The organism is Kribbella sp. NPDC058693, from assembly GCF_042715335.1.
GTDB lineage: Bacteria > Actinomycetota > Actinomycetes > Propionibacteriales > Kribbellaceae > Kribbella > Kribbella jiaozuonensis.
In genome coordinates, this window is the sequence record NZ_JBHXSQ010000005.1 from 94,541 (window position 1) to 120,466 (window position 25,926).

The following is a 25,926-nucleotide window of genomic DNA, read 5'->3' on the forward strand; positions in this document are numbered from 1 at the left end:
AATCCGCCCGTTCGATCAGCGCAGGGTGAGCGTGACCCCGGCGTGACCACCGTCACTTTCGGCGACGGCGTTTGGTCAGGTAGACCAGATCGACCTTCGGCGTCTGGGCCTCCCGGTGGCTCTCACGGTAGCCCGCCTTCCGGTACAGGGCGAGGTTGCGGTCGCTCTGCGCACCGGTGTTCAGGGCGTACGACGTGACGTCGGCCGGCGCCAACTGCTCGGCAGCTCGGAGCAGGCGGGCGCCGAGCCCACGTCCCTGCCAGTCGGGGGCGACGACGAGCCGCTCGATGTGCCCCAGCGCGCCGTCAAGAGTCAGCTGGACGGATCCGACGATGCGGGCACCGGCCACCGCCTTGAGGGCCATAGGGCGCTCCAGGCGGTCCGCTGTGTCGGCGACGTCCGCTGTCAGCGGCGGGAGCGTGTAGTCGTCGTACAGCCGCGCCTCGGACAGGAAAGCGGCCAGCTGCAGCACGTGGATCTCGCCCGCGTCGGCCGCAGTGGCCGGGAGGATGCGTACGGCGTCGGAGTCGTCCTTGCCCGCCAGTACATCGCCCCACGCCGCCAGCAGGTCCGGCCGGCGTTCCGCAGTACGTCGTACTGACTCCTCGTGGCGCCAATCGGCGATCAGCCCGTGGTTCCCGGACAGCAGCACCTCAGGTACGTCGTGCCCGCGCCAGCTCGTCGGCTTCGTGTAGACCGGGTACTCCAGCAGGCCGTCGCCCGAGTGCGACTCCTCCGCGAGGGACTCCGGGTTGCCGATGACGCCGGGCAGCAGGCGAGCTACTGCCTCGACCATGACGAGTACGGCGACCTCACCGCCGTTCAGCACGTAGTCGCCGATCGACACCTCATCCACGCGCATCCGCTCACCCGCGTACGACGCCACGCGCGCGTCGATGCCTTCGTACCGGCCGCAGGCGAAGGCTAGCCACGGCTCGGCGGCCAGCTCGTACGCGAGCTCCTGGGTGAACGGCCGCCCCGCCGGAGTCGGCACGATCAGCCGCGGCTGAGCCGGACCATCAGCAGGAGCGATCGCGTCGAGCGCGAGACCCCACGGCTCCGGCTTCATCACCATGCCCGCTCCCCCGCCGTACGGGGTGTCGTCGACGGTCCGGTGGCGGTCGTGGGTCCACTCCCGCAGGTCGTGCAGGTGGACGTCCAGGAGGCCGCTCTTGGCGGCCTTGCCGACCAGGGAGACATCCAGGGCAGCCAGGTACTCCGGGAAGATCGTGACGACGTCAAGCCTCATCGGTCGGGACCACCTCGGCGCCCTCCGGGTCCAGCAGACCGGGCCGGTCGGCCACGACGACGTACTGCTTCTCCAGGTTGAGCTCCGGGACCAGCTCCTCGACCAGCGGGACGAGTACGGCGTTTCCCGCGGGACGACGGATCTCCAGGAGATCCTGCGACGGGAGGTGGACCACGTCGATCACCTCACCGACGTCGGCGCCGTCAGTGGTGCGGACGGCGAGGCCGATCAGCTCGCGGTCGTAGTACTCGTCCGGGTCCTCGGGGCGCTCGTCCTCGTCGATCTCGGCCTGCACGACCAGGTTGCGCAGCTGCTCGGCAGCGGTCCGGTCCGGCACCTCGGCGAACTTCACCAGCAGCCGCCCGCTGTGCCAGCGGCTCGAGGCCACCGTCAGCGTGCGGGACACCTTGGCCTCCGTCACCAACGTCGCGCCGTCGGCGAACCGGCGGTCCGGCTCGTCGGTCCGCACGTCGATGCCGACCTCGCCCTTGATCCCATGCGCGCGGCCGATCCGCCCGACAGTAACCAGCACCTGCACAAACCCTTCTCGGGAGTTCAACTGAGGGAAGAATAGGACGAAGGGCCGCACCCCAGACCGGGTGCGGCCCTTCGAAGGACTGCTGAGCTCAGCGGCGCGGGCGCCGGTTGAACTCGTCGACGAAGTCGATGCGCAGCGAGGACTCGGAGCTGAGGGCGCCGACGACGGTACGGATCGCGGTGGCGGTCCGGCCGTTGCGGCCGATCACCTTGCCGATGTCGTCGGGGTGGACGTGCACCTCGAGGGTGCGGCCGCGGCGCAGGTTCCGGGACCGGACACTGACGTCGTCGGGGTTGTCCACGATGCCTCGGACCAGGTGCTCGAGCGCCTCGGTCTCCATCATCGTCAGGCCTCGGTGGTCTCGGCCGGCGCCTCGTCAGCCTTGGCCGCGGGAGCCTCTTCGGCCTTGGCGGCAGGGGCCTCCTCGGCCTTGGCCTCGGCGGCGGCGTCGTCCTTCTTCTCGGCCGGCTTGTCAGCGGTCTTCTTCGCCGCGGACTTCTTCGCGGTGACCGCCTCGGTCTTCAGCGAGCCGTGGGCCTCGGCCAGCGCCTCGTTGAAGATCTCCTGCTTGTCCCGCTTCGGCTCGGCGACGCGGAGCGGCGCCGGAGCGGCCTCGCCCTTGAACTTCTGCCAGTCGCCGGAGGCCTTGAAGATCGCCTCGACGGCCTCGCTCGGCTGCGCGCCGACGCCCAGCCAGTACTGCGCCCGCTCCGACTCGACCCGGATGAACGAGGGCTCGGTCTTCGGGTTGTAGATGCCGATCTCCTCGATCGCCCGGCCGTCCCGCTTGGTGCGGGCATCCATGACGACGATGCGGTAGTGCGGGGTGCGCTTCTTGCCGATGCGCTTCAAACGGATCTTGACTGCCACTTTCGGGTGGTCTCCCTCGGAATTACGTCTGGGTGAGCAGCACGGGTCGTCGTGGGGACAACGGGGTGACCGCTCGGATGGGCCGGCCGGGCAGTGGAGTTAGAGGGCTGCACGAACCTGGACGGACTCAGCAGGCCATTGTGCCAGATCCGGCGCGCCGGATACCAATCGGCGTCAGGCGCGGAGGTAGGCGAGGTCCGGCAGGCTCTCGACGTACGTATCCAGGAGGCTACGCGCCACCGTCACCGAGTCGATGAGCGGGTGATAGGCGAGAGCCTTCAGCGCGGCGGACTTCGAGCCCGTCGTGGCCGCCTCGATCGTGGAGCGCTCGACGGCCTTCACCGAGCAGACCAGACCGGCCTGGTGGTCGGTGAGCTGGGACACAGCCACCGGCAGCGCACCGTTGGCGTCCACAGTGCACGGGATCTCCACCACCGCGTCGTCGTCCAGATGATGCAGTACGCCGCGGTTCCGCACATTCAGGATCAGCGAGGCCCGCTCGTTGTGCGCGATCGCCCGCATCAGCGACAGCGCGACCTGCTCGTAGCCGCCTGCCTCCATGTCGCGCTCGTCCCGCTCCCCCGCGTCCGCGACCTCACGGCTCTCCACGCCGTACGTCGACTCGCGCTCGGCCCGCGTCTTCTGCCACAGCTCGAGCGCCTGCTCCGGGTGCTTCCCGGTCTCGGCGTAGAACGCGGACTGCTGCTCCAGCAGGAACGTGCCCCGCGTCTGCCGCACAGCCTGTACGGCGGCCAACGTCTCGCGGGCGAAGTAGTAATAGTGCAGGTACTCGTTCGGGATCGAGCCGATCGACCGCAGCCAATCCGGACTGAACAGCCGACCCTCCTCGAAGGAGCTCAGCGCGTCGTCGGACTGCAGCAGGTCAGGCAGCCGATCCACACCGCCGGACCGCAGACCGCGAAGCCAGCCGAGGTGGTTGAGGCCCGCGTAGTCGTAGAACGCGGTCGACGGGTCCACTCCGAGCGCCAGCGCCGCCCGGCGCCCCAGCCCCGACGGTGAGTCGCAAATGCCGATCACCCGGTCGCCGAGGACCGGGATCATCGCCTCGGTCACCATGCCGGCCGGGTTGGTGAAGTTGATCGTCCACGCTTCCGGTGCGACCGCTGCGATCCGCTGAGCGATCTTCAAAGCCACAGGCAGGGTCCGCAGGCCGTACGCGATCCCACCGGCGCCAACCGTCTCCTGACCGAGTACATCGAGGCCCAGCGCGACCCGCTCGTCGATGGTGCGGCCCTCGAGACCGCCGACCCGGATGGCCGAGAAGATGAAGTCGGCGCCACGCAGGGCTTCGTCCAGGTCCGTTGTCTCCGTCACCACCGGAGGCGGCAGCGGATGCTCAGTGCTGGCCGCCTGCTGACGCAGAACGGCGCCGATGGCTCCGAGGCGGGTGCGATCGGTGTCGTAGAGGACCACGTCGGTGATCCTTCCGGCGCCGCGGTCGCCGAGCAGTGCGTGGTACACGAGCGGAACCCGGAAGCCGCCCCCGCCCAGGATCGTCAGCCTCATGCCAGCACCACCTGTACTCCCGCCTCAGTCAGTTGGGTCCGGGTTGCCTCGTCGGCGCCTGGCTCGGTCACCACCATGGAGAGCTCCCCCGGCTCACACACCCGGGCCACCCCATGGCCCGGGAACTTCGTCCTGTCCGCCAGCAGCACGACCTGGTCGGCCGCCTTGATCATCGCCCGCTTGACCGGCACCTCGATCATCGTGCTGTCCATCACCCGGCCGTCCGGCCGCACCCCGCTCGTCCCCAGGAACAGCCAGTCGACGTGGATCTGCCGCAGGCTCTCCTCGGTCAAGTATCCGACCAAGGACCGGTAACTGCGCCGTACGAATCCACCGAGCACGATCAGCTCGATCTGCTCGTCGTTCTGCAGTTCTTCGAGTACTGCGAGGTTGCTGGTCACCACGGTCAACGAGCGCCCGTGCAGGTGCTGCGCGACCCGGAGTGCCGTCGTACCGATGTCCAGCAGGACGGACTCGCCGTCGTGGACCAGTTCGGCAGCGCGGCGGGCGATCCGGTCCTTCTCCTCGGCATGTACGGCGTTGACGTCCGCGAACGGCTCGTCGCCGCCGTCGACGGCGAGCGCACCGCCGTACACCCTGGTCAGCCGGCCCTCGGCGTGCAGCTGCTCCAGATCGCGCCGGATGGTCGCCTCACTGACGCCGAGTTTGCTGGCAAGCACCTTCACGCCCCCGGCCCCATCGGCCCGGAGCGCGCGGACGATCTGATCCTGTCGCTGCTTCGGCAACACATCGCAGACGGTATCACGCAAACTCCGTCATTCTCAGTCAAATCATTGATCAGGTATTGCGGATCTTGCGCAACCGACTTTAGATTCATGCACGAGTTTGATCGACCCTGCAGGAGTGTGCTGACCATGCACGAACTGGACGTACTGGTGTCCGGTCTGGTCTTCCAGGACCTGGTGCTCGGCCTGCCCACTGCCCCGCGTCCGGGTACCGAGGTCTGGGCCACCGAGTCGCACGAGAGCCCCGGCGGCATCGCGAACTTCGCGGTCGCGCTGGCCCGGCTCGGCCTGCGGACCGGGATGGCCGCCGTATTCGGCGCGGACGACCTCGGCGACCGCGTCTGGCGCCGGCTCGTCGACGACGAGGGCATCGATCTGACCCTGTCCCGCAGACTCGCCGGCTGGCAGACCCCGCTGACCGTTGCCCTTGCCTATGACAACGATCGGGCTCTGGTGACGCGTGGGTCGGACCCCCTGCTGTCGGCCGACGAGCTGATCACCACGCTGCCGACCACCCGAGCCGTCGCCGCCCACATCGGACCCTGGCGCAACGAGTGGCTGGCGAAGGCGAAGGCGGCCGGCAGCGTGGTGTTCGCCGATGTCGGCTGGGACCCGTCCGAGCAGTGGGACCCGGCGGTGCTCGACCAGCTCGAGCACTGCGACGTGTTCCTGCCGAATGCCGACGAAGCGATGGCCTACACCCGTACGACGTCACCTGGCGACGCACTCGAAGTACTGGCGGAGAAGGTCCCGCTGGTCGTGGTGTCGAAGGGCGCTGACGGCGCGGAGGCCCTTGACGCCGTCACCGGCCAGCGCATCGCCGTACCTGCGTATCCGGTCTCGGCGGCGGACACCACCGGGGCGGGTGATGTGTTCGCCGCCGGCTTCATCGCCGCCACGCTCTGGGAGCTGCCGCTGGAGCAGCGGCTGCGGTTCGCCGCGCTCACCGCGGCGCTGTCAGTCACCCGGCTCGGCGGTGCGGACGCGGCACCGCGCTGGGACGACCTCGCGGACTGGCAGGCCGCGCACCCCGAAGACCAACACCTCCACGCGCTGATCAGCGCAAACTCAGGAAGGTAGAACCATGGAGCTCTCACGTCGGACCTTGCTCGGGGGCTTCGCAGCCGTAGCCGGTGGCACGCTCGTCGGCTGCTCGTCCGGGATGGACACCGGGTCGACGGCCAAGAAGAACACCACCACCGAGTTGACCATGTGGTGCTGGCCGGGCGGTCTGGGCAAGTCGGTCCTCGACGACACGATCGCGCACTTCCCGGACCCGAAGATCAAGTACTCCGAGATCGGCGGTGACTTCAAGCAGAAGCTGGTCACCACGTTCAACGGCGGTACCGGCATCCCGGACATCACCGGCATCAAGGGCGAGGACATCGCCTCGCTGCTGCCGCAGGCGTCGCGGTTCGTGGACCTGAAGAGCGTCGGCGCGGACTCGGTCCTCGGCGACTACCTGGAGTGGAAGGTCAACCAGGCCACCACGCTGGACGGCAAGGTGATCGGTCTGCCGATCGACGTCGGCCCGACCGGGCTGTTCTACCGCGAGGACATCTTCGCCGCGGCCGGTCTGCCCAGCGACCCGGCCAAGGTGGCCGACCAGCTGAAGACCTGGGACGACTACTTCGCCGCCGGGGTCCAGCTGAAGGCGAAGAACCCGAAGGCGCTGCTGGTCTGGGACGCGACCGACCTGTACGACATGGTCGTCGGCCAGGGCACCGAGCGGTACATCTCCAAGGACAACAAGTTCATCGGCGACCAGGACCACATCCGCAAGGCGTGGGACACCTCGGTCAAGGCGATGACGATGAAGATCGACGGCAAGACGCCGAGCGGCAGCCCGGACTGGAACGCCGGACTCGACCAGGGCACGATCCCGACCCACATCGGCGCGGCCTGGGTCGCGCTGGACATCAAGTCCGCGGTGAAGACCAGCGCCGGCAAATGGCGGCTGGCGCCGACTCCGAGCGGACCGGCGAACTTCGGCGGCTCGTTCCTGGCAATCACCAAGAACGCGGCCGACCCGCAGAAGGCGTTCGACGTGATCAAGTACATGCTCAGCGCCGACAACGAGGCCAAGGCGTTCACCGACGCGCAGATCTTCCCGTCCGCGCCGGCGGCGTACGACAAGCCGCAGCTGAAGGCGGCGGACAAGTTCTTCGGCGGCCAGGTGCCGATCGACGTGTTCGGTCCGGCCGCGAAGTCGATCCCGGTCGCCTACCAGAGCCCGTACGACGACGCGGTCGCCGCACCGTTCCACGACGAGCTCAAGACCGTGCAGACCGGTTCGAAGACCTCGGACGCCGCCTGGGCCAGCGCAGTCTCCAAGGCGAAGGCGATCGCCAAGCGGCAGGGGGTTCAGTGACCAGTACGGCGACTGTGTCGTCTGCCGCGACGGAGCCGCTGGCCGGAAAGGGTCAGCGGCCCCGTCGTGGGATCTGGTCGTACTGGCGGTTCTACGTCGCGCTGTCGCCGTTCTACGTGTTGTTCGCGGTGTTCGGGCTGTACCCGATGGTGTCGACCATCGTGCTGGCGTTCCAGCGCTGGGACGGGCTGAGCGCCCGTAAGTTCACCGGGCTCGACAACTTCGCGTTCCTGATCCAGGACCCGACGTTCTGGACCGCACTCGAGAACACCGTCGTGCTGTTCTTCATGTCGACGGTCCCGACGCTGGTCCTCGCGCTGCTGCTCGCGGTGATGCTGCAGTCGGCCGTCCGGTTCACCAACGTCTACCGGATCGCGTACTTCATCCCGAACGTCACCTCGCTGGTCGCGATGGCGATCTTCTTCAGCTCGATCTTCAGTACGAACTTCGGTCTGGTGAACGCCGCGCTGCGCTCGCTCGGCATCCCGCAGCAGGACTGGCTCGGTCAGCCGTGGGGGATCAAGATCGCGATCTCGACGATGATCGTGTGGCAGTGGGTCGGGTACAACACGCTGATCTACCTGGCCGGTCTGCAGGCGATCCCGAAGGACCAGTACGAGGCCGCCAAGGTGGACGGCGCCGGCGCCGTACGGACGTTCTTCTCGATCACGCTGCCGCAGCTGCGTCCCGTCGTACTGTTCACCGTCATCATGTCGACGATCGGCGGACTGCAGACGTTCACCGAGCCGCAGGTGATGGTCGGCAACAGCGGCGGTACCGGGCAGAGCGGGATGACCGTGGTGCTGTTCTTCTACCGGGCCGCGTTCCTCGACAACGACTACGGGTTAGCCGCCGCGATCGCGCTCAGCATCTTCGTACTCGTGTTGTTGTTCACGGCAATCAACTGGCGGATCTTCCGGGGCCGGGGTGAGGACAGATGATGCGTTACCGGCTGCGCGGGATCGCACTGCACGCCGCGCTCGTGCTGGCGCTGCTGGTGTTCATGTTCCCGTTCGTGTGGACGATCATCATGGCGTCGAACACGACCGCGGACATCTACCGGTTCCCGCCGAAGTTCACGTTCGGCGGGCATTTCGGCGACAACGTCCGGCACGTGCTGGACAACGTCGCGTTCTTCCAGTCGATGGCGAACACCGCGACGGTGGCGGTCTCGACCACGCTGCTGGTGCTGTTCTTCGATTCGCTGGCGGCGTTCACGTTCGCGAAGTTCCGGTTCCCGGGGCGGAACGCGTTGTTCGTCGTACTGCTCGCGACGATGCTGTTGCCGGCGCAGCTGGCCGCCGTACCGCAGTTCCAGACGATGGCGTTGCTCGGCTGGGTCGGGTCGTTGAAGGCACTGATCATTCCCGGCGCGGCGAACGCGTTCGGCATCTTCTGGATGCGGCAGTACTTCCAGAACTCGATCCACGACGAGTTGATCGAGGCCGCGACGCTGGACGGCTGCGGGTTCTTCGGCACGTACTGGCATGTCGCGCTGCCGTCGGCCCGGCCGGCGCTCGCGTTCCTCGGCATCTTCACGTTCGTCGGTTCGTGGAACGACTACATGTGGCCACTGATCGTGCTGACCAACCCGGACCACGTGACGCTGCAGGTCGCCCTGTCGACACTGAACCGGTCGCACGGTGTGGACTACAGCATGGTGATGACCGGTGCGTTGATGGCGATGGTGCCACTGGTCATCATCTTCGGGATCTTCGCCCGCCAGTTCATCAAGGGTGCGACGGAAGGGGCCGTCCGCGGCTGATGAGCACACCGATGACGATCAGTAGGTTGCCGAACAGACCGGTGAGGAAGTCGGCCGGCGAGTGCCCCTGGGTCAGGGCGGGTATCCCGCCGATGGCGCTGATCACCGAGTAGGTCACCACGGCCGCGGTCAGCCAGGTCTTCGTCCTGGCCTCGACCGCGGCCAGGGCCGGCCAGGCGAGCGCGAGCGCCACGATCGGGTCGAGGAGCGCCAGCGGGGTGATCTTGAAGAACGAGATGCCGTCGCTGTGCGGGACGACCGCGCTCACCACCAGCAAGATGCCTCCGGCAACAACCATCGCGGCGGCCGGGGGCCAGACCGGCCAGAGTCGGCGGACCTCCGGCTTCAGGACGATCACCAGTACGACGGACATCACGATCGCGATCAGGGCCGAGAGTACCCAGGCGGCGGTCTCGTCGGCCGAGATGCCGCCGCCGACGATCAGTGCGGCTCCTTCGATCGCGGAGACCGCGCAGCCGACCACGACGCCAAGGGCGATCGGGCCGGCCCAGCGTGCGACCAGGGCGGCGAACAGAGCGATGAAGGCACCCCAGATGGCGGGGTCGTACCAGGTTCGGTAGAGGTACCAGCCTTGGTTGGAGTCGTACCAGAGCTTGCGGGAGTAGGCCGCGCCGGGCCAGTTCAGGTAGACGAGGACTGCGCTGCCGGCGATCAGTACGGCAATCAGCCACCAAGGCGGGAGAGCTGATTCGCCGGGCAGGGATGCGGACACAGGTTGAGGAGTCGGCCGCTCGGCTCGGGCCGCTGCAGGTTCGGGCCGTGCGGCTTGGGGCCGTGCAGGCTGCGGCCATGCCGGTTGGGGCGATGCGGCTTGGGTTGGTTTGGCTCGGGGTGGTTCTGGGACGGGAGCCGGTGTGGGGTCGGGTTCGGGTTCAGGCGGTGGGGCGGGCGGCTCGGACTCGGTGTCGGGGATGGTCAGGCGCACGGGTACGACGCGTTCGCCGACCGGGCCGGCCAGGATGACCGAGCTGTCGTGGACACCCGGAGCGGATTGCTCCGCGCGAACCCGGATGACTTCGCCTTCCTGTTCGAGCTTCAGCCACGGATCGCCGGGAGATGCTGCCGCCGTCAAAGCAAGCGGCGGGCCGGCCAGGTGGAGGTCGGCAGACGTGGCGCCGGTCAGGTCCACAGACTCCGGCGTGACCCGCAGTTCCGCCGTCGACAATGCCTCGGACGCGGCCTCGGAGACCTTGCGGCTGTCGTCGTCGGTCATCTGGTGCAGCGCCTGCCAGGCGGCGTATGCCTGCCCGAGGTCCGCGTCGTACAGACGTTCGCGCAGGTAGTCGACCACGCCGAACCTTGCCGCTGGCAACGGACTCTCCATCGCCTGGGTCAGCTCCGGGGCGAGCGGCGCGGGTGTGATCCGGCGTACCCGGCTGCGGGCGATCAGCAGCTCGCCCTGTGAGCCGAAGGTCCACATCTGCGGGTTCTGATTCGGCGTGACCCGATGGATCCGATCGGTGACGAACCCGACCAGCTCGGTCAGTCCGACCCAACCGTCGCCGTCCCGGTCCGCCTCGCCGGTCGTGAGTCCGTCGACCACAGCACCGGTGAAGACCGACGGTGCCGGCTTCGACGCATCCGACGCCAGCTGGCCGCCCTCGAAGGCATACTCCATCGCGCTCGACGCGGTGATCACCACGCGCCCGCGACCGCCGCCGACGTCAGCCTGCTTGGCAAATGCGTCCTGCACCTGTGCCTCACCGGCCGCCCGTACGACCATGCCGCGCGGGAACGCACCGCCGTAGCAACAGTCCAGGAACAACGCGATCCGCTGCGCCCGGCTGTCGGCCATCTGCCGGTTGACGAAGTCCGCGGCCACCGCGGTTGACGCGAGCCGGGCGGGTTTGGTGTCGGCGACCGCCAGGAACAGTTCGCCGGCCGAATTCTTCAACCCGTGGCAGGAGAAATGCAGCAACAGCAGGTCTTCCGGATTGCGATCGGCGAAGAAGTCCTCGACCGCGAACCGGATGTCCTGCGCCGGCGCGTTCTGCAGTACCTGGACCTCGAACCCACCGACCGCCGGATCCGCGAGTACGCCGGCCAGCGCGGCCGCGTCCTGCGCCGGTGCGACCAGTCGCTTCAGACCGGGATCGTCGTACTGGTCGTTCGCCACCACGAGCGCGATACGCGAGCCGTCCATGTCACCCGTCCGCCCCGGCGTGCCGTCGTACGAAGGCATCGACCAGCTGCTGCTGCATGTCGCCGCTCGCCCGGGTCAGCTCGATCACGTCGCCGTCGATGGTCAGCTTGACCGTCCGCCCGTCACCGACTCGACCGAGCCACTCGCGCACGACGGCAACGACCGAACCGAGCACCTGCAGACCCGGCGCCAGCGAAACGCTCAGCACACCTGCCACCGCGGCCAGAGCACCACGGGTGCCGTCCGGCGCCTCACCGTCGCGCAACGGTTCGACCGCGCGTACGTCGAGCACCAGCAACTCCTGCCGCAGCAGCAGCGCCAGCTCCTCGAGCCGTGCGTCGTCCGCCCCGTCCTCGGTGACCCCCACCAAGACCCCGCTCACAATGCTGTCCCCCATCGCCCCTCCCACACCCCCAGGCCGACGTTTACACAATGCCGTCGTCCTGCTTCGACGACAAGGCGTGACAACGTAGGCTTCGGGAACTGGATCGTGCGCTGCTACGTCGGAGGGGCAACATGGTAGGCAAACGGGGGCGGGTGATCGGGCGGATCGCACCCGGGATCGTCGGCGAGGTGATGCTGCCGGTCCGCGGTGCCACCGAGGCCTTCTACGCTTACCCCGCGACCGACGAGGTGCTCGAGGTGGGAACGCAGGTCGTCGTCGTCGACTACGACCCACCCCGCACCGTCTACGTCGCTCGCGCCATCTAATTACGTTCCCTTGGAGGGGAAATGCTCTGGACGTACGTGGCCGTCGCCGCTGTCGCGGTGGTGGTCCTGCTCATCGTGTTCCGGATGGTCTGGCGGGTGGCGGAGCCGAACGAGGCGCTGATCATCTCCGGCCTCGGCGCGCACTCCAGCACCGAGCAGGTCAACGAGACCCTCGGCTTCAAGATCGTGGTCGGCCGCGGCACCGCAGTACTGCCGGGCTTCCAGACGGTACGGCGGTTGCCGCTGGACATCCGCGCGACGCCGTTGACCGTGACGTGCGTGTCCAGCCAGGGCATCCCGCTGCACATCAAGGGCGTCACGGCGTACAAGGTCGGTGACGACTACGGCTCGATCGCGAACGCGGCCCGCCGGTTCCTGGAGCAGAGCGACGAGCAGGTGATGAGCACGATCCACGAGCTGTTCGCCGGTCACCTCCGCGCGATCGTCGGTTCGACCACGGTCGAGGAGATGCTGCACGACCGGGAGACGCTGACCACGAACATCCGCGGCTCGCTGGCCGGCGACATGGAGAAGCTCGGTCTCGTGGTCGACTCGCTGCAGATCCAGGAGATCGACGACGAGTCCGGCTACATCCGGAACCTGGGCCGCCCGCAGGCCGCAGCCGTCGAGGCCGCGGCCCGGATCGCACAGGCCGAGCGGGACCGGGAGGCGACCGAGCGCGAGCAGGTTGCCGCCGCCGCGAAGGCGGCCGCGATCCGCGAGAGCGAGATCGCCAAGGCCGGTTACCAGGCCGAGGTCGACCAGGCCACGTCGAAGTCGTTCCAGGCCGGACCGCTGGCGGCCGCGCTGGCCAAGCAGGAGGTCGTCGTCGCCGAGACGGAGACCGCGAAGCTGAACGCGTCGCTGGCCGAGAAGCAGCTGGAGTCGTCGGTGCTGAAGCCGGCCGACGCCGAGGCGTACAAGCAGCGCACGCTGGCCCAGGCTGCCCGGGACGCGCAGATCGCGGCCGCCGAGGCGAACGCCCGGGAGGTCCAGCTGCGTGGTGAGGCCCAGGCGAAGGCGACCGAGCTGAACGGTAAGGCCGAGGCGTCCGCCGTCGAGGCGAAGGCGATGGCCGAGGCGGCCGGTATCAAGGCGCGCGCCGAGGCGCTGGCCACGAACACCGACGCGGTCGTCGCGCAGCAGCTCGCCGAGGCGTACCCGGAGATCGTCCGGGCCGCGTCGTCGTCGTTCGACAAGGTCGGCAACATGGTCGTGCTGAACGGCGCGCAGGGCATCGAGGACACCCTGGTGAAGACGATCACGATGGGCGGCTCCGGCTTCGCGCTGGCCAAGCAGCTGATCGAGTCGCTCTCCACCAAGAAGGACCAGGACGAGAAGCCGGCGCTCGAGTCGGTGCCGGACAACCCGGCCTGATCGCAGACCTGTGGATCCCCTTGCACGCAAGGGGATCCACAGGCATTTCTACGCGGTCTGCAGCGTCAGGCCGTACGCCTGCAGGATCTCGTTGACCGGCTGGAACCACGTCTCGCCGCCGCTGGTGCAGTCACCCCAGCCGCCCGACGTCACGCCTTGCGCCTGGTCGCCGGTGATGAACGACCCACCAGAATCGCCACCCTCGGCACAGACGTTGGTCTTGGTCGCGCCGTAGAACAGAGCGCCGTTGCCGTAGTTCACGGTCTCGTTCTTGGCCAGGATCGTGCCGCAGTGCCAGTGCGACGTCGAACCACTCCGGCACACCGACGAACCGATCGGCGCCTCCCACGACCCGCGGACGAGCTGGTCACTGACCTGTCCCCAGCCGAGGACCACCGGGACGGTCCACCAGCCATAGCCGGTCGCCACCCACGCATAGTCGTTGTCCGGGAACGACCAGCCCTGGAACGAGCCCTGGTCCGACCCGTCCCAGCCGCGGACGATGCCGCTGCGACCACAGTGGCCCGCGGTGACGTATCCGCCGTACACCGAGAAGCCGATCGAGCAGCGGATGTTGCTGACGTAGTACGGGTCGCCGCCGACCGTGCCGGCGGCGTACGTGCGTGGTGCCTGCGCGGCCACCTCCTTGACCGTCACGGCTCCGGTCTTCGCGACCTTGGCCACGAACGCGTCGACGGCCGGGGATCGCTTACCTGCTTGGACGTTGATGACCACGCTGCCGGTCTTCGGGTCGGCAGACCAGCCGCTGACCGCGTTCGGCACGGCCTTCCCGGCCAGCTTGTCGACAGCGGCCTTCCGGTGGTCGAGCGTCTTGGCGGTCACAGGTACGGCGGTCACCGCGGCACCTGTTGCTCGCACGGCGGCCGCGCGGTCCGGGCCTACCACGCCGACAACGAGCTTCTGTGTGGTTGCGTCGTACCAGGCACCGCCGTAGGCAGCTCCGGCGGCCTTCTGGGCTGCGGGCAACAGCTTCGCGGCTGACGTCTCGGCCTGCAGTCGTTGCTGCAGCTGCTGGTCGCTCAGCCCGAAGTCGCGCTGCATCGCGGCTGCCTGCCCGGGCACTGCGAGCGGTTGGGCTATCGCTTGTGCAGGCACGGTCAGTAGACCCGCCGTGATCACGGCGGCCAATAGGACCTTCATCTGAACTCTCCTCACCTAGGGGCGGTTCGGTGGATGAGAGCGCTCTCGCGATCGAGAGTGGCGTACTGCGGACGGCCCGTCAAGGGCGAATGACCGACGTTGTCAGCTGGCCAGGGCCTGGAGGGTGGGCTGCTCACGCTGGACGACGACGGTGCGCGCCGTGGCGAGAGCGGTCTTGATGACGGCCGGCTCGGGTGACCTGGTCCAGTTCGACCACAGCACGACGAGCAGCTGGCTCCCGACGGGCACGGCGTACGAGTCGCCGCCCTGGCCGGAGCCGTGGGCCGAGATCGCCATCGAGCCGGCCGGCAGTTTCGCGCTCGTCGGCGCCGGCTGTACGCCGATCCGGTCCGGGCAGATCGTGCTCAAGGTCCGGAGGTCCTTCAGCGCAGCCTGTACGCCGCCCTGCTGGTAGACGATCCGCTCCTCGGACACGAACTCCGACGGACCCGCACTCCACACCAGCTGTCGCCGGGCCATCCGCAGCTTCTCGCTGGTCAGGCCTGCGGCGGTCGGCCCGCACAGGGCGGCAACGGTCGGCGAGTTCAGGCTGGTGATCGGCGCGCCCAGCGGCTGCATTCCCGGTACGTCCTTGACCCCAAGGCCCCCGGTCGCGAGCGCGGCGGCCGCTCGTGTGTCGTTCAGCGGCGTCGGCGTCGGTGTTGCTGACGTGGCAACCACCGGCGGCGGGGCTGCACCCTCCTTCTTCGACCCGCCGCACGCCGCTACACCGGCGACGCCCGCTACGGCCAGTACGACAACAACCGCTTTCCGCATTTTCACGAGCGTGAACATACCGACGCGAGGGTTCAGAGCCCGAGGTAGGCGAGGACGGCTAGGACGCGGCGGTGACCGGAGTCCGTCGGCGGCAGGTCGAGCTTGAGGAAGACGTTGCCGACGTGTTTGTGCACAGCGCCTTCGGAGATGACCAGCTTCGCCCCGATCGCCACGTTGCCGAGACCCTCGGCCATCAGGGCGAGTACTTCGCGTTCGCGCGGCGTGAGCCGATCGAGCGGGCTGCTCCGCTTGACCATGAGCTGGCTGACCACCTCTGGATCCAGCACGGTCCCGCCGGCCGCAACCCGGCGTACTGCTTCGAGGAACTCGTCGACGCGGGAGACCCGGTCCTTCAGCAGGTAGCCGACGCCTTCGCTGCCGGCGGCGAGCAGCTCGGCGGCGTACACCTCCTCGACGTACTGCGAGAACACCAGCACCGGCAGCCCTGGCCGGACCCGCCTGGCCTCGATCGCGGCACGCAGGCCCTCGTCGGTGAAGGTGGGTGGCAGTCGTACGTCGACCACGGCGATGTCCACCTGGTGCTCGGCGATCGCCTTGGCGAACTCGTCCGCGTCGGTGGCGACCGCGGCGACCTCGAAGCCGGAGTTGTTCAGCAGCAGGCTCAGGCCCTCGGCGAGGATCGGGTTGTCCTCGAGGATGATCACCCGCACGGAAGGATCACCTCGACGGTGGTCGGCCCACCGATCGGGCTCTGCAGCTCCATGTGACCGTCGATCGCCTGCACGCGGTGGAGCATGCCATGCAGCCCACTCCCGCGGCCCAGCAGGTCGGACTGGTCGCTGATCCGCGCTCCGCCGATCCCGTCGTCCATGACGGACAGGTAGAGCTCGGAACCACGCCGTTCGAGCTGTACGTCGACGTGTCCGGCCGCACTGTGCTTGGTGATGTTGGTGAGGGACTCCGCGACCACGAAGTACGCAGCGGCCTCTACTGCGGCTGGGACCTCGCCCAGCTCGCCGATGCGGAGCTGGACCGGCAGTGGGCACCGGGCGGCCAGTGCGGAGACCGCTCCGACCAGACCGCGGTCGGCAAGGATCGGCGGGTACATGGTCCGCAGTACGCCGCGGAGCTCCGTCATGGCCTGCTCTGCGCCGTCACGGGCGTCGTCGAGCAGTTTGGCGGCCTTCTCCGGGTCCTCGGCCATGGTCTGCTTCGCGATACCGATCCGCATCGCCAGTGACACCAGCTGCGCCTGCGTCCCGTCGTGCAGGTCCCGCTCGATCCGCCGCAGCTCGGCGCCATGCGAGTCGACAGCGCCTGCCCGGCTCTTGGTGAGCTCCTCGACCCGCTGCGACAGCCTGGCGGTCTCCAGCTGGTCCTGGCTGGGTGCCAGCAGCTTGAGTGCCGCTTTGGCGTGGCCGCGGGCCAGGGCCGGTGCAACCCAAGCCAGGAGGCCCAGACTGACCAACACCTGCAGCGGGCCCAGCGTGAGGGCCTCGAACCAGCTGTTGACGTCGAGGCCCATCAGGCTGAAGTTGCCCGGGGAAAGCCACCACAGCAACGTGCCGAGCACCGCCGACGGCACACCCATGATCGCGGCCACTGCGACGATCAGCTCCGGGATCATCACCACCGGCATCAGCAGACAGCGCAGGCTGCGCTTGAACGACTTGTCCCGGAACAACGTGACGACGTCGCCCGGCTGACGCGGTGTCGCGGCCGGCAGCGGCGCGCCCGCGGGTACGCCGAGGTACTTGGCGGCCCTGCGGCGCTCACTGTTCGCCAGCTTCACCAGTGCGCCGGTGAACGGCGTGATCAACCAGCCGAGGAGCACACCGTTCGGCACTGCCAGCAACAGCAGGAGCGCCCGTACGTAGCGAACCACCAGGTAGGCACATGCCCGTCCGCCCCGAGCCAGGATCTTGTTGACCATGACTCATATCCTCCGGGGCGGCCGGGCATGTGTCGGTACAGCAGGCTCTACCTTCTGCTGTCTAGCAGTCCGGAACGCCCGGGAGCTTGGCGTTCGGATCGTCGATGTAGATGTTGGTCATGTAGCCGCCCTGGTCGCGGAGCTTGGACCACCAGTTGTTCGTGTAGCCGTTAGCGGTCACGGTGTCGCCCTGGATCTGGCACTCGACGAAGACCTGCGTCGGGCCGGGCAGCGTGGTCACGACCGAGTCGGCCAGATGCGGCCCGGACCGGACGTTGACGCCGTTGCCATAGGTGGTGAAGTTGTACTGCGGCGGATTCGGGTCGCCGCCGTTCACCAGCTGCATGTAGTAGTCCCAGTTCCAGTTCGGTCCCGGGTCGGTGTGGTCGTTGCCGGGCATCTCGCTGTGACCCTTGATGTGGTTGCGGTCCTTCGGGATGCCACGGCGGTCGGCGATGTTGGCGGTCAGCGCGGCCGACGACCGGTACATCGCGTCGGTGAACCACGACGGCTGGTCGATGAACCCCTCGTGCTCGATGCCGATCGCGAACGGGTTCGCGCTGCGGGCGTGCCAGGCGGTGTCCTTCTCGGCGACCATCTGGGTGATCTGGCCGTCGCTGGACCGGACCACGTAGTGCGCGCTGACCTGGGCCGCCGGGTCCTTGAACCAGCTGATCGTGCCGGCGTACGACCCCTGCGTCACGTGGATCACGATCGTAGTGATCGCCTGGGTGCGGCCGACCGCGTAGTTGCAGGTGCAGGCCGGGTTCCAGATCGCGCCCGGGTAGTCGGCGGCCTGGACCGCTGAGGCGGACTTCGTGCCGAGCGGCGAGACCTTCGCGTAGGCGCCGAGGTCCGGCGTGACCTGCTTCGGCTCGGTCGAGACGCCCGCCGTGCTGACACCGCGGGCGATCACCCGATAGACCTCGTCGGTGTACAGGCGCGCGGTCGGGCCGTCGGCGGAGTGCGAGTACTTCGCGATCACGGAGTACCACTTGCCGAGATCGGCGCGATCCTGCAGACCCACTTGATCGGCGTACGAGTCGAGGACTGCGGCGGCGCCGAGGATGTTCGACTGGTCGTCCTTGGTCAGCTTCGCGACCGGGAGGCCGGTCAGTTTGCTTGCCTCGGACATCGTTGTGTTGGTGTTGTTGCTGGCCAGGTGCATGACGCCGTAGCCGTTCGCCTGGCTCGGCGCGCCGTCGTGGCCGTCGAGGTGCGTCTCGGCGAATCCGACGCTGACGAGCACCTCACGAGGTACGTCGTACCTCGCGGCGGCGGACTGGAACGCGGACGCCAGGTCCGGTTGGCCGGTGGGCTGAGGTGGTTGGGCTGCGTGGCTCGGGAGGGCTGTCAGCGCGAGTGCTCCGACAGCGAGCAGAATCGTGGCGGTGTTCCGCATGGGCGGCGGTCCTTCCTGTCCGGTCCGCCGAGGGGCGTCGGCGGTCCCGGAAGTCACGCTAAGGGAAGATCTTCCGTCCGATCCAGTGTTTGGGTGAATTTTTTCCCGTCACCGCCGGAACATCACCTGACCACGGAGCGCGATCAATCGCGGATGCGTGAGTACGGCGGGGTTCGCGCGCGGGTCATCGTCGTACACGACCAGATCGGCCGGGTCGCCGGGCTGCAGCTCGCTCGGCGCACCGAGCCAGGCGCGGGCGGCCCACGATCCCGCGGCCAGCGCCTGCTCCCCCGACAGGCCGATCCCGGTCAGCGCCTGGATCTCCTGGGCGACGAGGCCGTGCCCGAGGACACCGCCCGCGTCGGTCCCCGCATAGACCGGTACGCCGGCATCGAACGCGTCCCGCAGCCGGTGCAGGCGACGGTCGTACAGGTCGCGCATGTGCGCCGAGTAGACCGGGAACTTCGCGGCGGCCTGTTCGGCGTACTCGGGAAAGTTCTCGAGCTGGATCAGCGTGGGGACGACCGCGACGCCGTGGTCGGCCATCTGGGCGAGCATGTCCGGCTCGAGGCCGGTGCCGTGCTCGATGCAGTCGATGCCGGCGGCAAGCAGATCGGGCAGGGCGTGCTCGCCGAAGACGTGTGCGGTGACGCGGGCGCCGAGCTCGTGCGCACGGGCGATCGCCGTCGTCAGCGCGTCGGCCGGCCAGCACGGGGTCAGGTCGCCGGCCTCGCGGTCGATCCAGTCGCCGACCAGCTTGACCCAGCCGTCACCACGACGGGCCTCCTGCTCGACGTACGCGACGAGTTCTTCCGGCTCGATCTCCCAGCCGTAGTTGCGGATGTAGCGCTTGGAGCGGGCGATGTGGCGGCCGGCGCGGATGATCTTCGGCAGGTCGTCGCGGTCGTCGATCCAGCGGGTGTCGGCGGCCGAACCGGCGTCCCGGACCAGCAGCGCGCCGGCATCGCGGTCGACGATCGCCTGCCGCTCCTGGACTTCCGCGTCGACGGCGCCGTGCTGGTCGAGGCCGATGTGGCAGTGCGCGTCGACCAGGCCAGGCACGATCCAGCCGCCGGTATGCACGGTCGTCACATCACCTGCGGTGGGCCGGTCGACGACCAGCCCACCGCTGAGATGGAGCTCCCGCTGCTCACCGGCCGGCAACACCGTGCCGACGAGCTTGAGTACGGTCATGGATCCGACCGTATCGGGGACCTCTCAGCCGTGCGAGCCGCCGCCTGGCGTACAGGTCGGGGTGGTGGGTTCGTTGCCGGCGCACGGCGTCCCGGTCGGAGTCTGCGTCGGGGTGTCCGTCGGCGTCTGGGTCGGAGTCTGCGTCGGAGTCTCCGTGGGCGTCTTGGTCGGAGTCTTCGTCGGCGTCTTGGTGGGCGTCTTGGTCGGCGTCGACGTCGGCCGATGCGTCGGCGTCTCCGTCGGGGTGTCGATCGGCTTGGGCACGGTCGGCTTGTCCCACACCGTCGACGGCGGCGTGGACGGCAGGACCGGCGGCGGCACGGTCGCGGTCGGCGTCGCGGTGGTCGTCTTGGTGTCGTCCGGGACGTCGGGGACCTGTCGCGGGTCGACCTTGCGGTCGGCGTTGCCGGTCCACTTCGCGGCGGCGATGTTGCCGGTCGCGTTCGGGATCAGGACCGCGTTCTTGCTGTAGACCCGCATCCACTTCAGCACGGTGGCGACGAAGTCCTTGGAGTGCTGGTAGCGCAGCAGGGCCTCGACCAGGTCCCGCGGCTGCTTCAGGTCGTCACCCTCGGAGCAGAGCACCACGGCGACGGTGGTGACCGCGTCGTACACGTTGTTGGGGTTGCGGAAGCCGTCGCCGTTGCCGTCGGCCCCGAACTCGTCCCACACCTGCGGGATGATCTGCATCGGGCCGACCGCACGGTCGTACGTCGCGTCGGCGTCGAACTTGCCCTTGTCGGAGTCCATGATCCGGCCGTTGCCGTGCCGGCCGTTCAGCACCGGGCCGAGGATCCGGCCGCGGGTGGTGCCGGCTACGTCGACGCGACCGCCGCTGGCGTGGTCGGACTCGACCTTGCCGACGCCGGCGAGCAGCGGCCAGGTGAGCCCGCAGTTCGGCCGGACGACCGCGAGGTTGGCGGTGGCGCGGCGGTAGGCGGGGAACACCCCGCGCGGAATGCCGTTCACTGCTCCCGGCCGGCCGGGACGGACGACCGATCGGCCGTCGGTGGCCCCCTGCACGGGGACGTCGGCGCGGGCGGGTTGGTCGGATCCGAGCCGGCCGTCCACTCCCGGACGCTGCGGGACGATCATCGTCAGCTCGTCGAACTCACCACTGTTCAGCCCGGCTCCAGGCGATGGGGCGACCGGGTTGGTACCAGCGAGCTGGCCGGTGGCACCGGCCCCGCCCGAAGCAACTGTCACGATGGCCCCGACCAGGAGCGGGGCCGTGCACAGTGAAGCGATGATTATTTTGACCCGACGGTTACCACTACGGGTTAGGCGCATAGCCCCTTCAACGAACCATGCGCCACAAAGTTACATCAAGACGACGCAAAGTTACGGGCCACAGAAACCCCTCGGAAAACCGGCACCGAGGTAACGAACGCGGCTACCTGACGGCACCTCGGGAGAGAGCGTACAGCTCGCCTCAGCTGCCCGCCCTCGGGGCATCGCTGGGAGTGGCCGCCGCCGTCTTCGTCGGGTCGGACTCCGTACCTGTCGAGCTGCACGGGCTCGGCGTCGGAGTGGGCGTCGGCGTGACGGTCTCGCTCGGCGACGGGGTCGGCGTGTCCGACGGCGTCGGGGTCGGCGTACAGGTCGGGTCGCCCGGCGTGGTCGGCGGAGTCGTCGGCGGTGTCGTCGGGGGCGTGCTGGGCGGCGGGGTGTACGGCGGCTTGGTCGGCGAGGTCGACGTCGTACCCGGGCCGTTGGTCGGCCGGGCGACGGTCGGCTTCGTCGAGCTCGGACGGCTGCTGGTCGGCCGGGACGTGGTCGGGACGACCGTCGGCTGCGTGGTCGTAGGCGCTGTGGTCGGCACGGTGGTCGGTGCCGTCGTCGGCGGCGGCGTGGTGGGCGGCGGCGTGGTCGCCGTACGCTCCTCGCCGTCGCCGTTGTTGCCGCCGTCACCCGGGGTGTCGATCGTGCCCGGCTTGTCCGGCACCGTCACGGTGTCGTGGCTGTAGGACTGCATCCACCGCAGCACGGTCGACACGTAGTCCATCGAGTGGTTGTAGCGCAGCACCGCCTGGACCAGGCCCGCCGGGTCCGCCAGGTTCGCGCCGCCGGAGCAGAGGTAGTCACCCGTCGCCCGGGCCGCGTCGAAGACGTTGTGCGGATCCTTGATCCCGTCGCCGTTGCCGTCCGCGCCGAACGCCCGCCACGTGCCGGGGATGAACTGCATCGGGCCGACGGCGCGGTCCCAGGTGGTGTTCCCGTCGTACACGCCCTGGTCGGTGTCGGCGATCGCCGCCATCCCGGGGCTGCCGTCGAGGACCGGGCCGAGGATCTTGCCGCGGGTGTTGCCGTTCGCGTCGACCTTGCCGCCGCTGGCGTGGCCGGACTCGACCTTGCCGATACCGGCGAGCAGCGGCCAGGTCAGGTGGCAGCCGGGCATCGAGAGCGCGAGATCCCGCGCCGCCTTCTGGTACGCCGCGAGCACCGTGCCCGGAATGCCCGAGGTGTCGCCGATCGCACCGGGGATCGGCTGCACGGTGCCGTCGGTCGACCCGGTGACCGGGACCCCGATCGTGGACTTCTCCTGCGTCGGCAGGCTGCCGTCGACACCGGGCTGGGCCGGCACATTGTTGGCCAGGTCGTCGAACACCGCGTCCTGGCGCGGAGCGGCCAGCGCGTGTGCGTCGACGATGAACGTGTTCGAGGTGACGCCGCCGACGACGAACACGGCGACCATGGCAGTGGGAGGCGCCAAGCAGGTGCATGCGGCGGACAACTTGCCCCGCCACGTGTCCAGGTTCTTGAACTGCTGCCTCATCCGAACCGTCCTCGACGCATTCCGCAGGTGGTGTGTCTCTCGGGCGTAGGCACGATCTTAGCCGCCACGGGGTCGTGATCAACCGGTCACAGTGCGCCGCTGCGCACGGTTAAGGGTTTTCCGGCAGGCGTGTGCAGCCTGTGGTCGCCGAAAGTTCACACTGCGGACACTGCCCTTTCGGGAAGCGGGTCAGTTGCCGCCGAGCATCTTCTTCAGGTCGTCGGGCAGCTCGAAGTCGCCGGCGTCCTGACCGCCGCCGAACGCGGCCGGGAGCTGACCCGGCTGCGGCGCCTGCGGCTGGGGGTTGCCCTGGTTCGCCCGCTTGGCGGGGTTGCCGGAGCCGCGCTTCTTGCCCTTCTTCGCCTGCTGCTTGGCCTTCCGCGCCCCGCCGGCACCCGCGCCGGGCATCCCCGGCATACCGGGCATCCCCGGGATCCCCTTGCCGGACGCCATCGCGGACATCATCTTGCGGGCCTCGAAGAACCGCTCGACCAGACCGCTGACGGTCGCGACCTCGGTGCCGGAACCCTTGGCGATCCGGGCCCGGCGGGAGCCGTTGATGATGTTCGGATCGTTACGCTCGGCCGGCGTCATCGAGTGGATGACCGCCTCGATCCGGTCGATCTCGCGCTCGTCGAAGTTCTCCAGCTGGTCCTTGAACTGGTTCGCACCGGGCAGCATGCCGAAGATCTTCGTCAGCGGGCCCATCTTGCGCACCGACTGCATCTGGGCGAGGAAGTCGTCCAGGGTGAAGTCCTTGCCGCCCTTCTTCTGCAGCTTGGCGGCGGTCTTGGCCGCCTCCTCCGCGTCGAAGGAGCGCTCGGCCTGCTCGATCAGGCTCATCACGTCGCCCATACCGAGGATGCGCGACGCCATCCGGTCGGGGTGGAAGACGTCGAAGTCCTCGAGCTTCTCGCCGTTGCTGGCGAACATCACCTGGCGGCCGGTGACCTGCGCGATCGACAGCGCGGCACCACCCCGGGCGTCACCGTCGAGCTTGGACAGTACGACGCCGTCGAAGCCGACACCGTCGAGGAAGGCCTGCGCGGTGGTGACCGCGTCCTGACCGATCATCGCGTCGACGACGAACAGGATCTCGTCCGGGCTGACCGCGTCACGGATGTCCGCGGCCTGCTTCATCAGCTCCTCGTCCACACCCAGCCGGCCGGCGGTGTCGACGATCACGACGCTGTACTGCTTGGACCGCGCCTCGTCCATCGCCTTGCGGGCGACGTCCACCGGGTCGCCGACGCCGTTGCCGGGCTCGGGCGCGAACACCGGTACGCCGGCGCGCTCACCGACGACCTGCAGCTGGGTCACCGCATTCGGCCGCTGGAGGTCGGCGGCGACCAGCATCGGGGTCTGGTGCTGGGTCTCCCGCAGCCACTTGGCGAGCTTGCCGGCCAGGGTGGTCTTACCTGCACCCTGCAGACCGGCGAGCATGATCACCGTCGGCGGCCGCTTCGCCATCCGCAGCTCGCGGGTCTCGCCGCCGAGGATCTTGACCAGTTCCTCGTTGACGATCTTGATCACCTGCTGCGCCGGGTTCAGCCCGCCGCGCACCTCGGCCCCGCTGGCGCGTTCCCGCACCGCCGCGATGAACTCCCGCACCACCGGCAGCGCGACATCGGCCTCCAGCAACGCGATCCGGATCTCCCGGGTGGTCGCGTCGATATCGGCGTCGGTCAGCTTGCCCTTGCCCCGCAGATTCTTGAACGCGGTGGAGAGCCGATCGGAAAGCGTGTCGAACACGAGAAACAGTCCGTTTCGTCGAAGCGATGAACTCCCCGAGTCTACCGGCCCGGCAACCTGTGGATAACTCCGGCAGCGCGCGCCCCTTTCTCGCTACCGTGATCGCCATGCCCCTCGACATCCCAGCCTTCAACGACGCCTTCGGCAGAGCCCGCGACCGGGTGCGCGGCGGACAAGCCGCAGACATCCCCGCGGAGCAGGAGAAGCTGCGAGCCCTGGTACCAACCGACGCCTCGGAACACGACCAGACCTGGACCGCCCGCCTGATAGCCCGTCTGGCTGAGCCGCCCGCTCCGCCTCGTCAGTGGAGCGAGCTGTTCTACGAGGCGGACCGCATCCACGCGGCCGCATACCCGCCGAGGGGAAGCACCGAGGAGAAGATCGCGATGCTGGCGGACGCGCGACGACGGATCTGGGAAATCGCCGATCGCGCGTCGGAGGACGAAGAGTGGGACATCCGCGGGATGACAGAGGACCTCCAGTCCATGGAGGAGTGGCTCCGCGACCCATCGTTCCCGCTGACTGACGTCCCGTTCCCCACGTCCGATGCCTGAGTCCGGGCAGCGTGTCCCCGAGGACTCGCAGACATACCGCGAATTCGCCCGGTTGTACGACCTCGCGCGGCGGCTCCGGCCGACCGCCGTCGACCGCTGGAACCGCGAGCTGTACGCGACGAGCGACCTCGGTGGATTCGACCAGGCGTCTGGCGCGATCGGGATCCACGAGCAGCTACTTCGTGAAGGGCTGACGAGACATCCGGCGGCGAGGCCACAGTTGCAGGCGGCCGCGCTGGCGACGGTCCTGGATCGCGGTACGCGGGCCGGGATGGCGGTGAACGCGCCAGGCGAGGCCAACGCCGTCCAGACGACAGAGTCACGCGGGCTGCACTCCGGCGTCGCGTCGGTCCGGGCTGCCAACGACTTCGAGGCCTTTACCGAGCTGGCGGGGTACGAGGGCCTGGCCTTCGACGGTCAGCAACACAGCGGTGCGTATGCCGCGGCGAACGGGTTGATCGAGCAGGCGTCGGGGCCGCGTGTGGATCGGCGGGAGTTGATCGGGCGGCTCAGTCAGGGGCCGGCGGTGATGCATTTTGATCAGTTGGCGGAAGCTGTCGTGCGGAATCGGTTGCAGGAGGTGGCGCCGGCGGAGGGGCGCGATCGGGAGGCCGTTCGGCGGGAGTTGATTGGGACGATGTTGCATCCGCGGTGGGATTCGTTGGCTCAGCGGTCGCCGGAGGCTGGGCGGCAGGTGGCTGAGGAGATCGGGCGGGCGCTGAACGCGAAGGTTGAGGAGCTTCGGCGGACGCATCCGTGGACGGATCGGGAGGGTGCGGAGGACGGGGCTCGGCAGCAGGGTGTGGAGCAGACCGCTCCTCAGCCTGAGAAGAGGACTGAGCCTTCTGGGGAGCTGGCGGCGGCTCGGTTTCTGAGTGGGGTGGCGCCGGCCGCGGGGGCTGCGGGGCAGGGGTCGGCGCTTGGGGATGGGTCGCGGGCGGCGGCTGCTCGGGCCGCGGGGGCGGCGCGGGGTGCGTCGGTGCGGCGCGATGGTTCGGTGCCGGGTGCGCCGCGGGGGTCTGGTGGGCGCGGGTAGGTGGTGGTTGCCGATTGACAGGTGGGAGTGGGGCGTCGAGTATCTAACCGACTGATTGGCTT

General features: G+C 68.8%; 25 protein-coding genes. 8 read left to right on the forward strand and 17 right to left on the reverse strand.

All coding sequences use genetic code 11. From position 1 onward, the window contains the following. Positions 1-52 precede the first annotated feature (52 nt). The 6 genes from trmD to ACFWUU_RS34740 all read right to left on the reverse strand — a co-directional run bounded on the left by trmD (position 53) and on the right by ACFWUU_RS34740 (position 4,933). A complete protein-coding gene (gene trmD / locus ACFWUU_RS34715) occupies positions 53-1,249 on the reverse strand; it encodes a tRNA (guanosine(37)-N1)-methyltransferase TrmD (protein WP_380182143.1) in 1,197 nt (398 codons plus the stop codon). Further along, positions 1,239-1,781 (reverse strand): ribosome maturation factor RimM, encoded by a 543-nt coding sequence (gene rimM, locus ACFWUU_RS34720; protein WP_380182145.1) that lies wholly within the window; start codon positions 1,779-1,781, stop codon positions 1,239-1,241. Before rimM ends, trmD begins: the two co-directional genes overlap by 11 nt. A gap of 94 nt (positions 1,782-1,875) precedes the next feature. Then, positions 1,876-2,127, reverse strand: a complete 252-nt coding sequence (locus ACFWUU_RS34725) for an RNA-binding protein (RefSeq protein ID WP_134111728.1) — start codon at positions 2,125-2,127, stop codon at positions 1,876-1,878. A gap of 5 nt (positions 2,128-2,132) precedes the next feature. Continuing rightward, the gene (gene rpsP, locus ACFWUU_RS34730) at positions 2,133-2,657 is read right to left on the reverse strand and encodes a 30S ribosomal protein S16 (RefSeq protein WP_137259205.1); all 525 of its coding nucleotides are present in this window, start codon (positions 2,655-2,657) and stop codon (positions 2,133-2,135) included. Between the two features lie 174 nt (positions 2,658-2,831). Further along, positions 2,832-4,184, reverse strand: a complete 1,353-nt coding sequence (locus ACFWUU_RS34735) for a 6-phospho-beta-glucosidase (protein WP_137259206.1) — start codon at positions 4,182-4,184, stop codon at positions 2,832-2,834. Beyond that, positions 4,181-4,933 carry a DeoR/GlpR family DNA-binding transcription regulator gene (locus ACFWUU_RS34740; protein ID WP_380182147.1) on the reverse strand — a complete coding sequence of 251 codons (753 nt, stop codon included), beginning with the start codon at positions 4,931-4,933 and terminating at the stop codon, positions 4,181-4,183. The genes ACFWUU_RS34735 and ACFWUU_RS34740 overlap by 4 nt, the downstream gene beginning before the upstream one ends. 126 nt (positions 4,934-5,059) lie before the next feature. Here ACFWUU_RS34740 and ACFWUU_RS34745 point away from each other — a divergent pair, with 126 nt between their 5' ends. From ACFWUU_RS34745 to ACFWUU_RS34760, 4 genes are read left to right on the forward strand one after another with little or no spacing between them, the layout of a single operon-like run. Then, positions 5,060-6,010 carry a carbohydrate kinase family protein gene (locus ACFWUU_RS34745; RefSeq protein ID WP_380182149.1) on the forward strand — a complete coding sequence of 317 codons (951 nt, stop codon included), beginning with the start codon at positions 5,060-5,062 and terminating at the stop codon, positions 6,008-6,010. A 4-nt stretch (positions 6,011-6,014) separates the two neighbouring features. After that, positions 6,015-7,301: an ABC transporter substrate-binding protein gene (locus tag ACFWUU_RS34750; RefSeq protein ID WP_137259209.1), complete on the forward strand. Its 1,287-nt coding sequence runs from the start codon at positions 6,015-6,017 to the stop codon at positions 7,299-7,301. Then, positions 7,298-8,242, forward strand: coding sequence for a carbohydrate ABC transporter permease (locus ACFWUU_RS34755; protein WP_380182152.1), 945 nt, complete (start codon positions 7,298-7,300; stop codon positions 8,240-8,242). The genes ACFWUU_RS34750 and ACFWUU_RS34755 overlap by 4 nt, the downstream gene beginning before the upstream one ends. Then, on the forward strand, positions 8,242-9,066 hold the full coding sequence (locus ACFWUU_RS34760; RefSeq protein ID WP_380182892.1) for a carbohydrate ABC transporter permease: 825 nt from the start codon (positions 8,242-8,244) through the stop codon (positions 9,064-9,066). The genes ACFWUU_RS34755 and ACFWUU_RS34760 overlap by 1 nt, the downstream gene beginning before the upstream one ends. Here ACFWUU_RS34760 and ACFWUU_RS34765 read toward each other — a convergent pair. Beyond that, entirely contained in the window at positions 9,032-11,269 is a 2,238-nt protein-coding gene (locus tag ACFWUU_RS34765; RefSeq protein ID WP_380182155.1) for a caspase domain-containing protein, read from the reverse strand. The two genes, ACFWUU_RS34760 and ACFWUU_RS34765, sit on opposite strands and share 35 nt — an antisense overlap. Then, entirely contained in the window at positions 11,232-11,627 is a 396-nt protein-coding gene (locus ACFWUU_RS34770; protein WP_380182158.1) for a hypothetical protein, read from the reverse strand. Before ACFWUU_RS34770 ends, ACFWUU_RS34765 begins: the two co-directional genes overlap by 38 nt. A 119-nt stretch (positions 11,628-11,746) precedes the next feature. Between ACFWUU_RS34770 and ACFWUU_RS34775 the strand changes: the two genes are divergently transcribed. After that, positions 11,747-11,941, forward strand: coding sequence for a hypothetical protein (locus tag ACFWUU_RS34775; protein WP_130449247.1), 195 nt, complete (start codon positions 11,747-11,749; stop codon positions 11,939-11,941). 21 nt (positions 11,942-11,962) lie between these two features. Next, positions 11,963-13,318, forward strand: coding sequence for a flotillin family protein (locus ACFWUU_RS34780; RefSeq protein ID WP_137259213.1), 1,356 nt, complete (start codon positions 11,963-11,965; stop codon positions 13,316-13,318). Positions 13,319-13,366: 48 nt separating this feature from the next. On the opposite strand, the gene ACFWUU_RS34785 is transcribed toward ACFWUU_RS34780, so the two are convergent. The 9 genes from ACFWUU_RS34785 to ffh all read right to left on the reverse strand — a co-directional run bounded on the left by ACFWUU_RS34785 (position 13,367) and on the right by ffh (position 24,274). Beyond that, positions 13,367-14,479, reverse strand: coding sequence for a S1 family peptidase (locus ACFWUU_RS34785; protein ID WP_380182161.1), 1,113 nt, complete (start codon positions 14,477-14,479; stop codon positions 13,367-13,369). 102 nt (positions 14,480-14,581) lie between these two features. After that, the gene (locus tag ACFWUU_RS34790; protein ID WP_380182163.1) at positions 14,582-15,256 is read right to left on the reverse strand and encodes a hypothetical protein; all 675 of its coding nucleotides are present in this window, start codon (positions 15,254-15,256) and stop codon (positions 14,582-14,584) included. A 32-nt stretch (positions 15,257-15,288) separates the two neighbouring features. Further along, complete coding sequence (locus ACFWUU_RS34795; RefSeq protein WP_380182165.1) at positions 15,289-15,927, reverse strand: response regulator; 639 nt, start codon at positions 15,925-15,927, stop codon at positions 15,289-15,291. Next, positions 15,918-17,150: a sensor histidine kinase gene (locus ACFWUU_RS34800; RefSeq protein ID WP_380182167.1), complete on the reverse strand. Its 1,233-nt coding sequence runs from the start codon at positions 17,148-17,150 to the stop codon at positions 15,918-15,920. The genes ACFWUU_RS34795 and ACFWUU_RS34800 overlap by 10 nt, the downstream gene beginning before the upstream one ends. 61 nt (positions 17,151-17,211) lie before the next feature. Continuing rightward, positions 17,212-18,552 (reverse strand): N-acetylmuramoyl-L-alanine amidase, encoded by a 1,341-nt coding sequence (locus ACFWUU_RS34805; RefSeq protein WP_380182169.1) that lies wholly within the window; start codon positions 18,550-18,552, stop codon positions 17,212-17,214. Between the two features lie 108 nt (positions 18,553-18,660). Continuing rightward, a complete protein-coding gene (locus ACFWUU_RS34810; protein WP_380182171.1) occupies positions 18,661-19,746 on the reverse strand; it encodes an amidohydrolase family protein in 1,086 nt (361 codons plus the stop codon). A 24-nt stretch (positions 19,747-19,770) separates the two neighbouring features. Next, the gene (locus ACFWUU_RS34815; protein WP_233715237.1) at positions 19,771-20,952 is read right to left on the reverse strand and encodes a lytic transglycosylase domain-containing protein; all 1,182 of its coding nucleotides are present in this window, start codon (positions 20,950-20,952) and stop codon (positions 19,771-19,773) included. Positions 20,953-21,178: 226 nt separating this feature from the next. Continuing rightward, positions 21,179-22,522, reverse strand: coding sequence for a lytic transglycosylase domain-containing protein (locus ACFWUU_RS34820; protein ID WP_380182173.1), 1,344 nt, complete (start codon positions 22,520-22,522; stop codon positions 21,179-21,181). A 189-nt stretch (positions 22,523-22,711) separates the two neighbouring features. Beyond that, a complete protein-coding gene (gene ffh, locus ACFWUU_RS34825) occupies positions 22,712-24,274 on the reverse strand; it encodes a signal recognition particle protein (protein ID WP_380182175.1) in 1,563 nt (520 codons plus the stop codon). A 107-nt stretch (positions 24,275-24,381) separates the two neighbouring features. Here ffh and ACFWUU_RS34830 point away from each other — a divergent pair, with 107 nt between their 5' ends. Together ACFWUU_RS34830 and ACFWUU_RS34835 are read left to right on the forward strand one after the other, a co-directional pair. Then, entirely contained in the window at positions 24,382-24,828 is a 447-nt protein-coding gene (locus ACFWUU_RS34830; protein WP_380182177.1) for a hypothetical protein, read from the forward strand. Continuing rightward, a complete protein-coding gene (locus ACFWUU_RS34835; protein WP_380182179.1) occupies positions 24,821-25,864 on the forward strand; it encodes a hypothetical protein in 1,044 nt (347 codons plus the stop codon). Before ACFWUU_RS34830 ends, ACFWUU_RS34835 begins: the two co-directional genes overlap by 8 nt. Positions 25,865-25,926 lie beyond the last annotated feature (62 nt).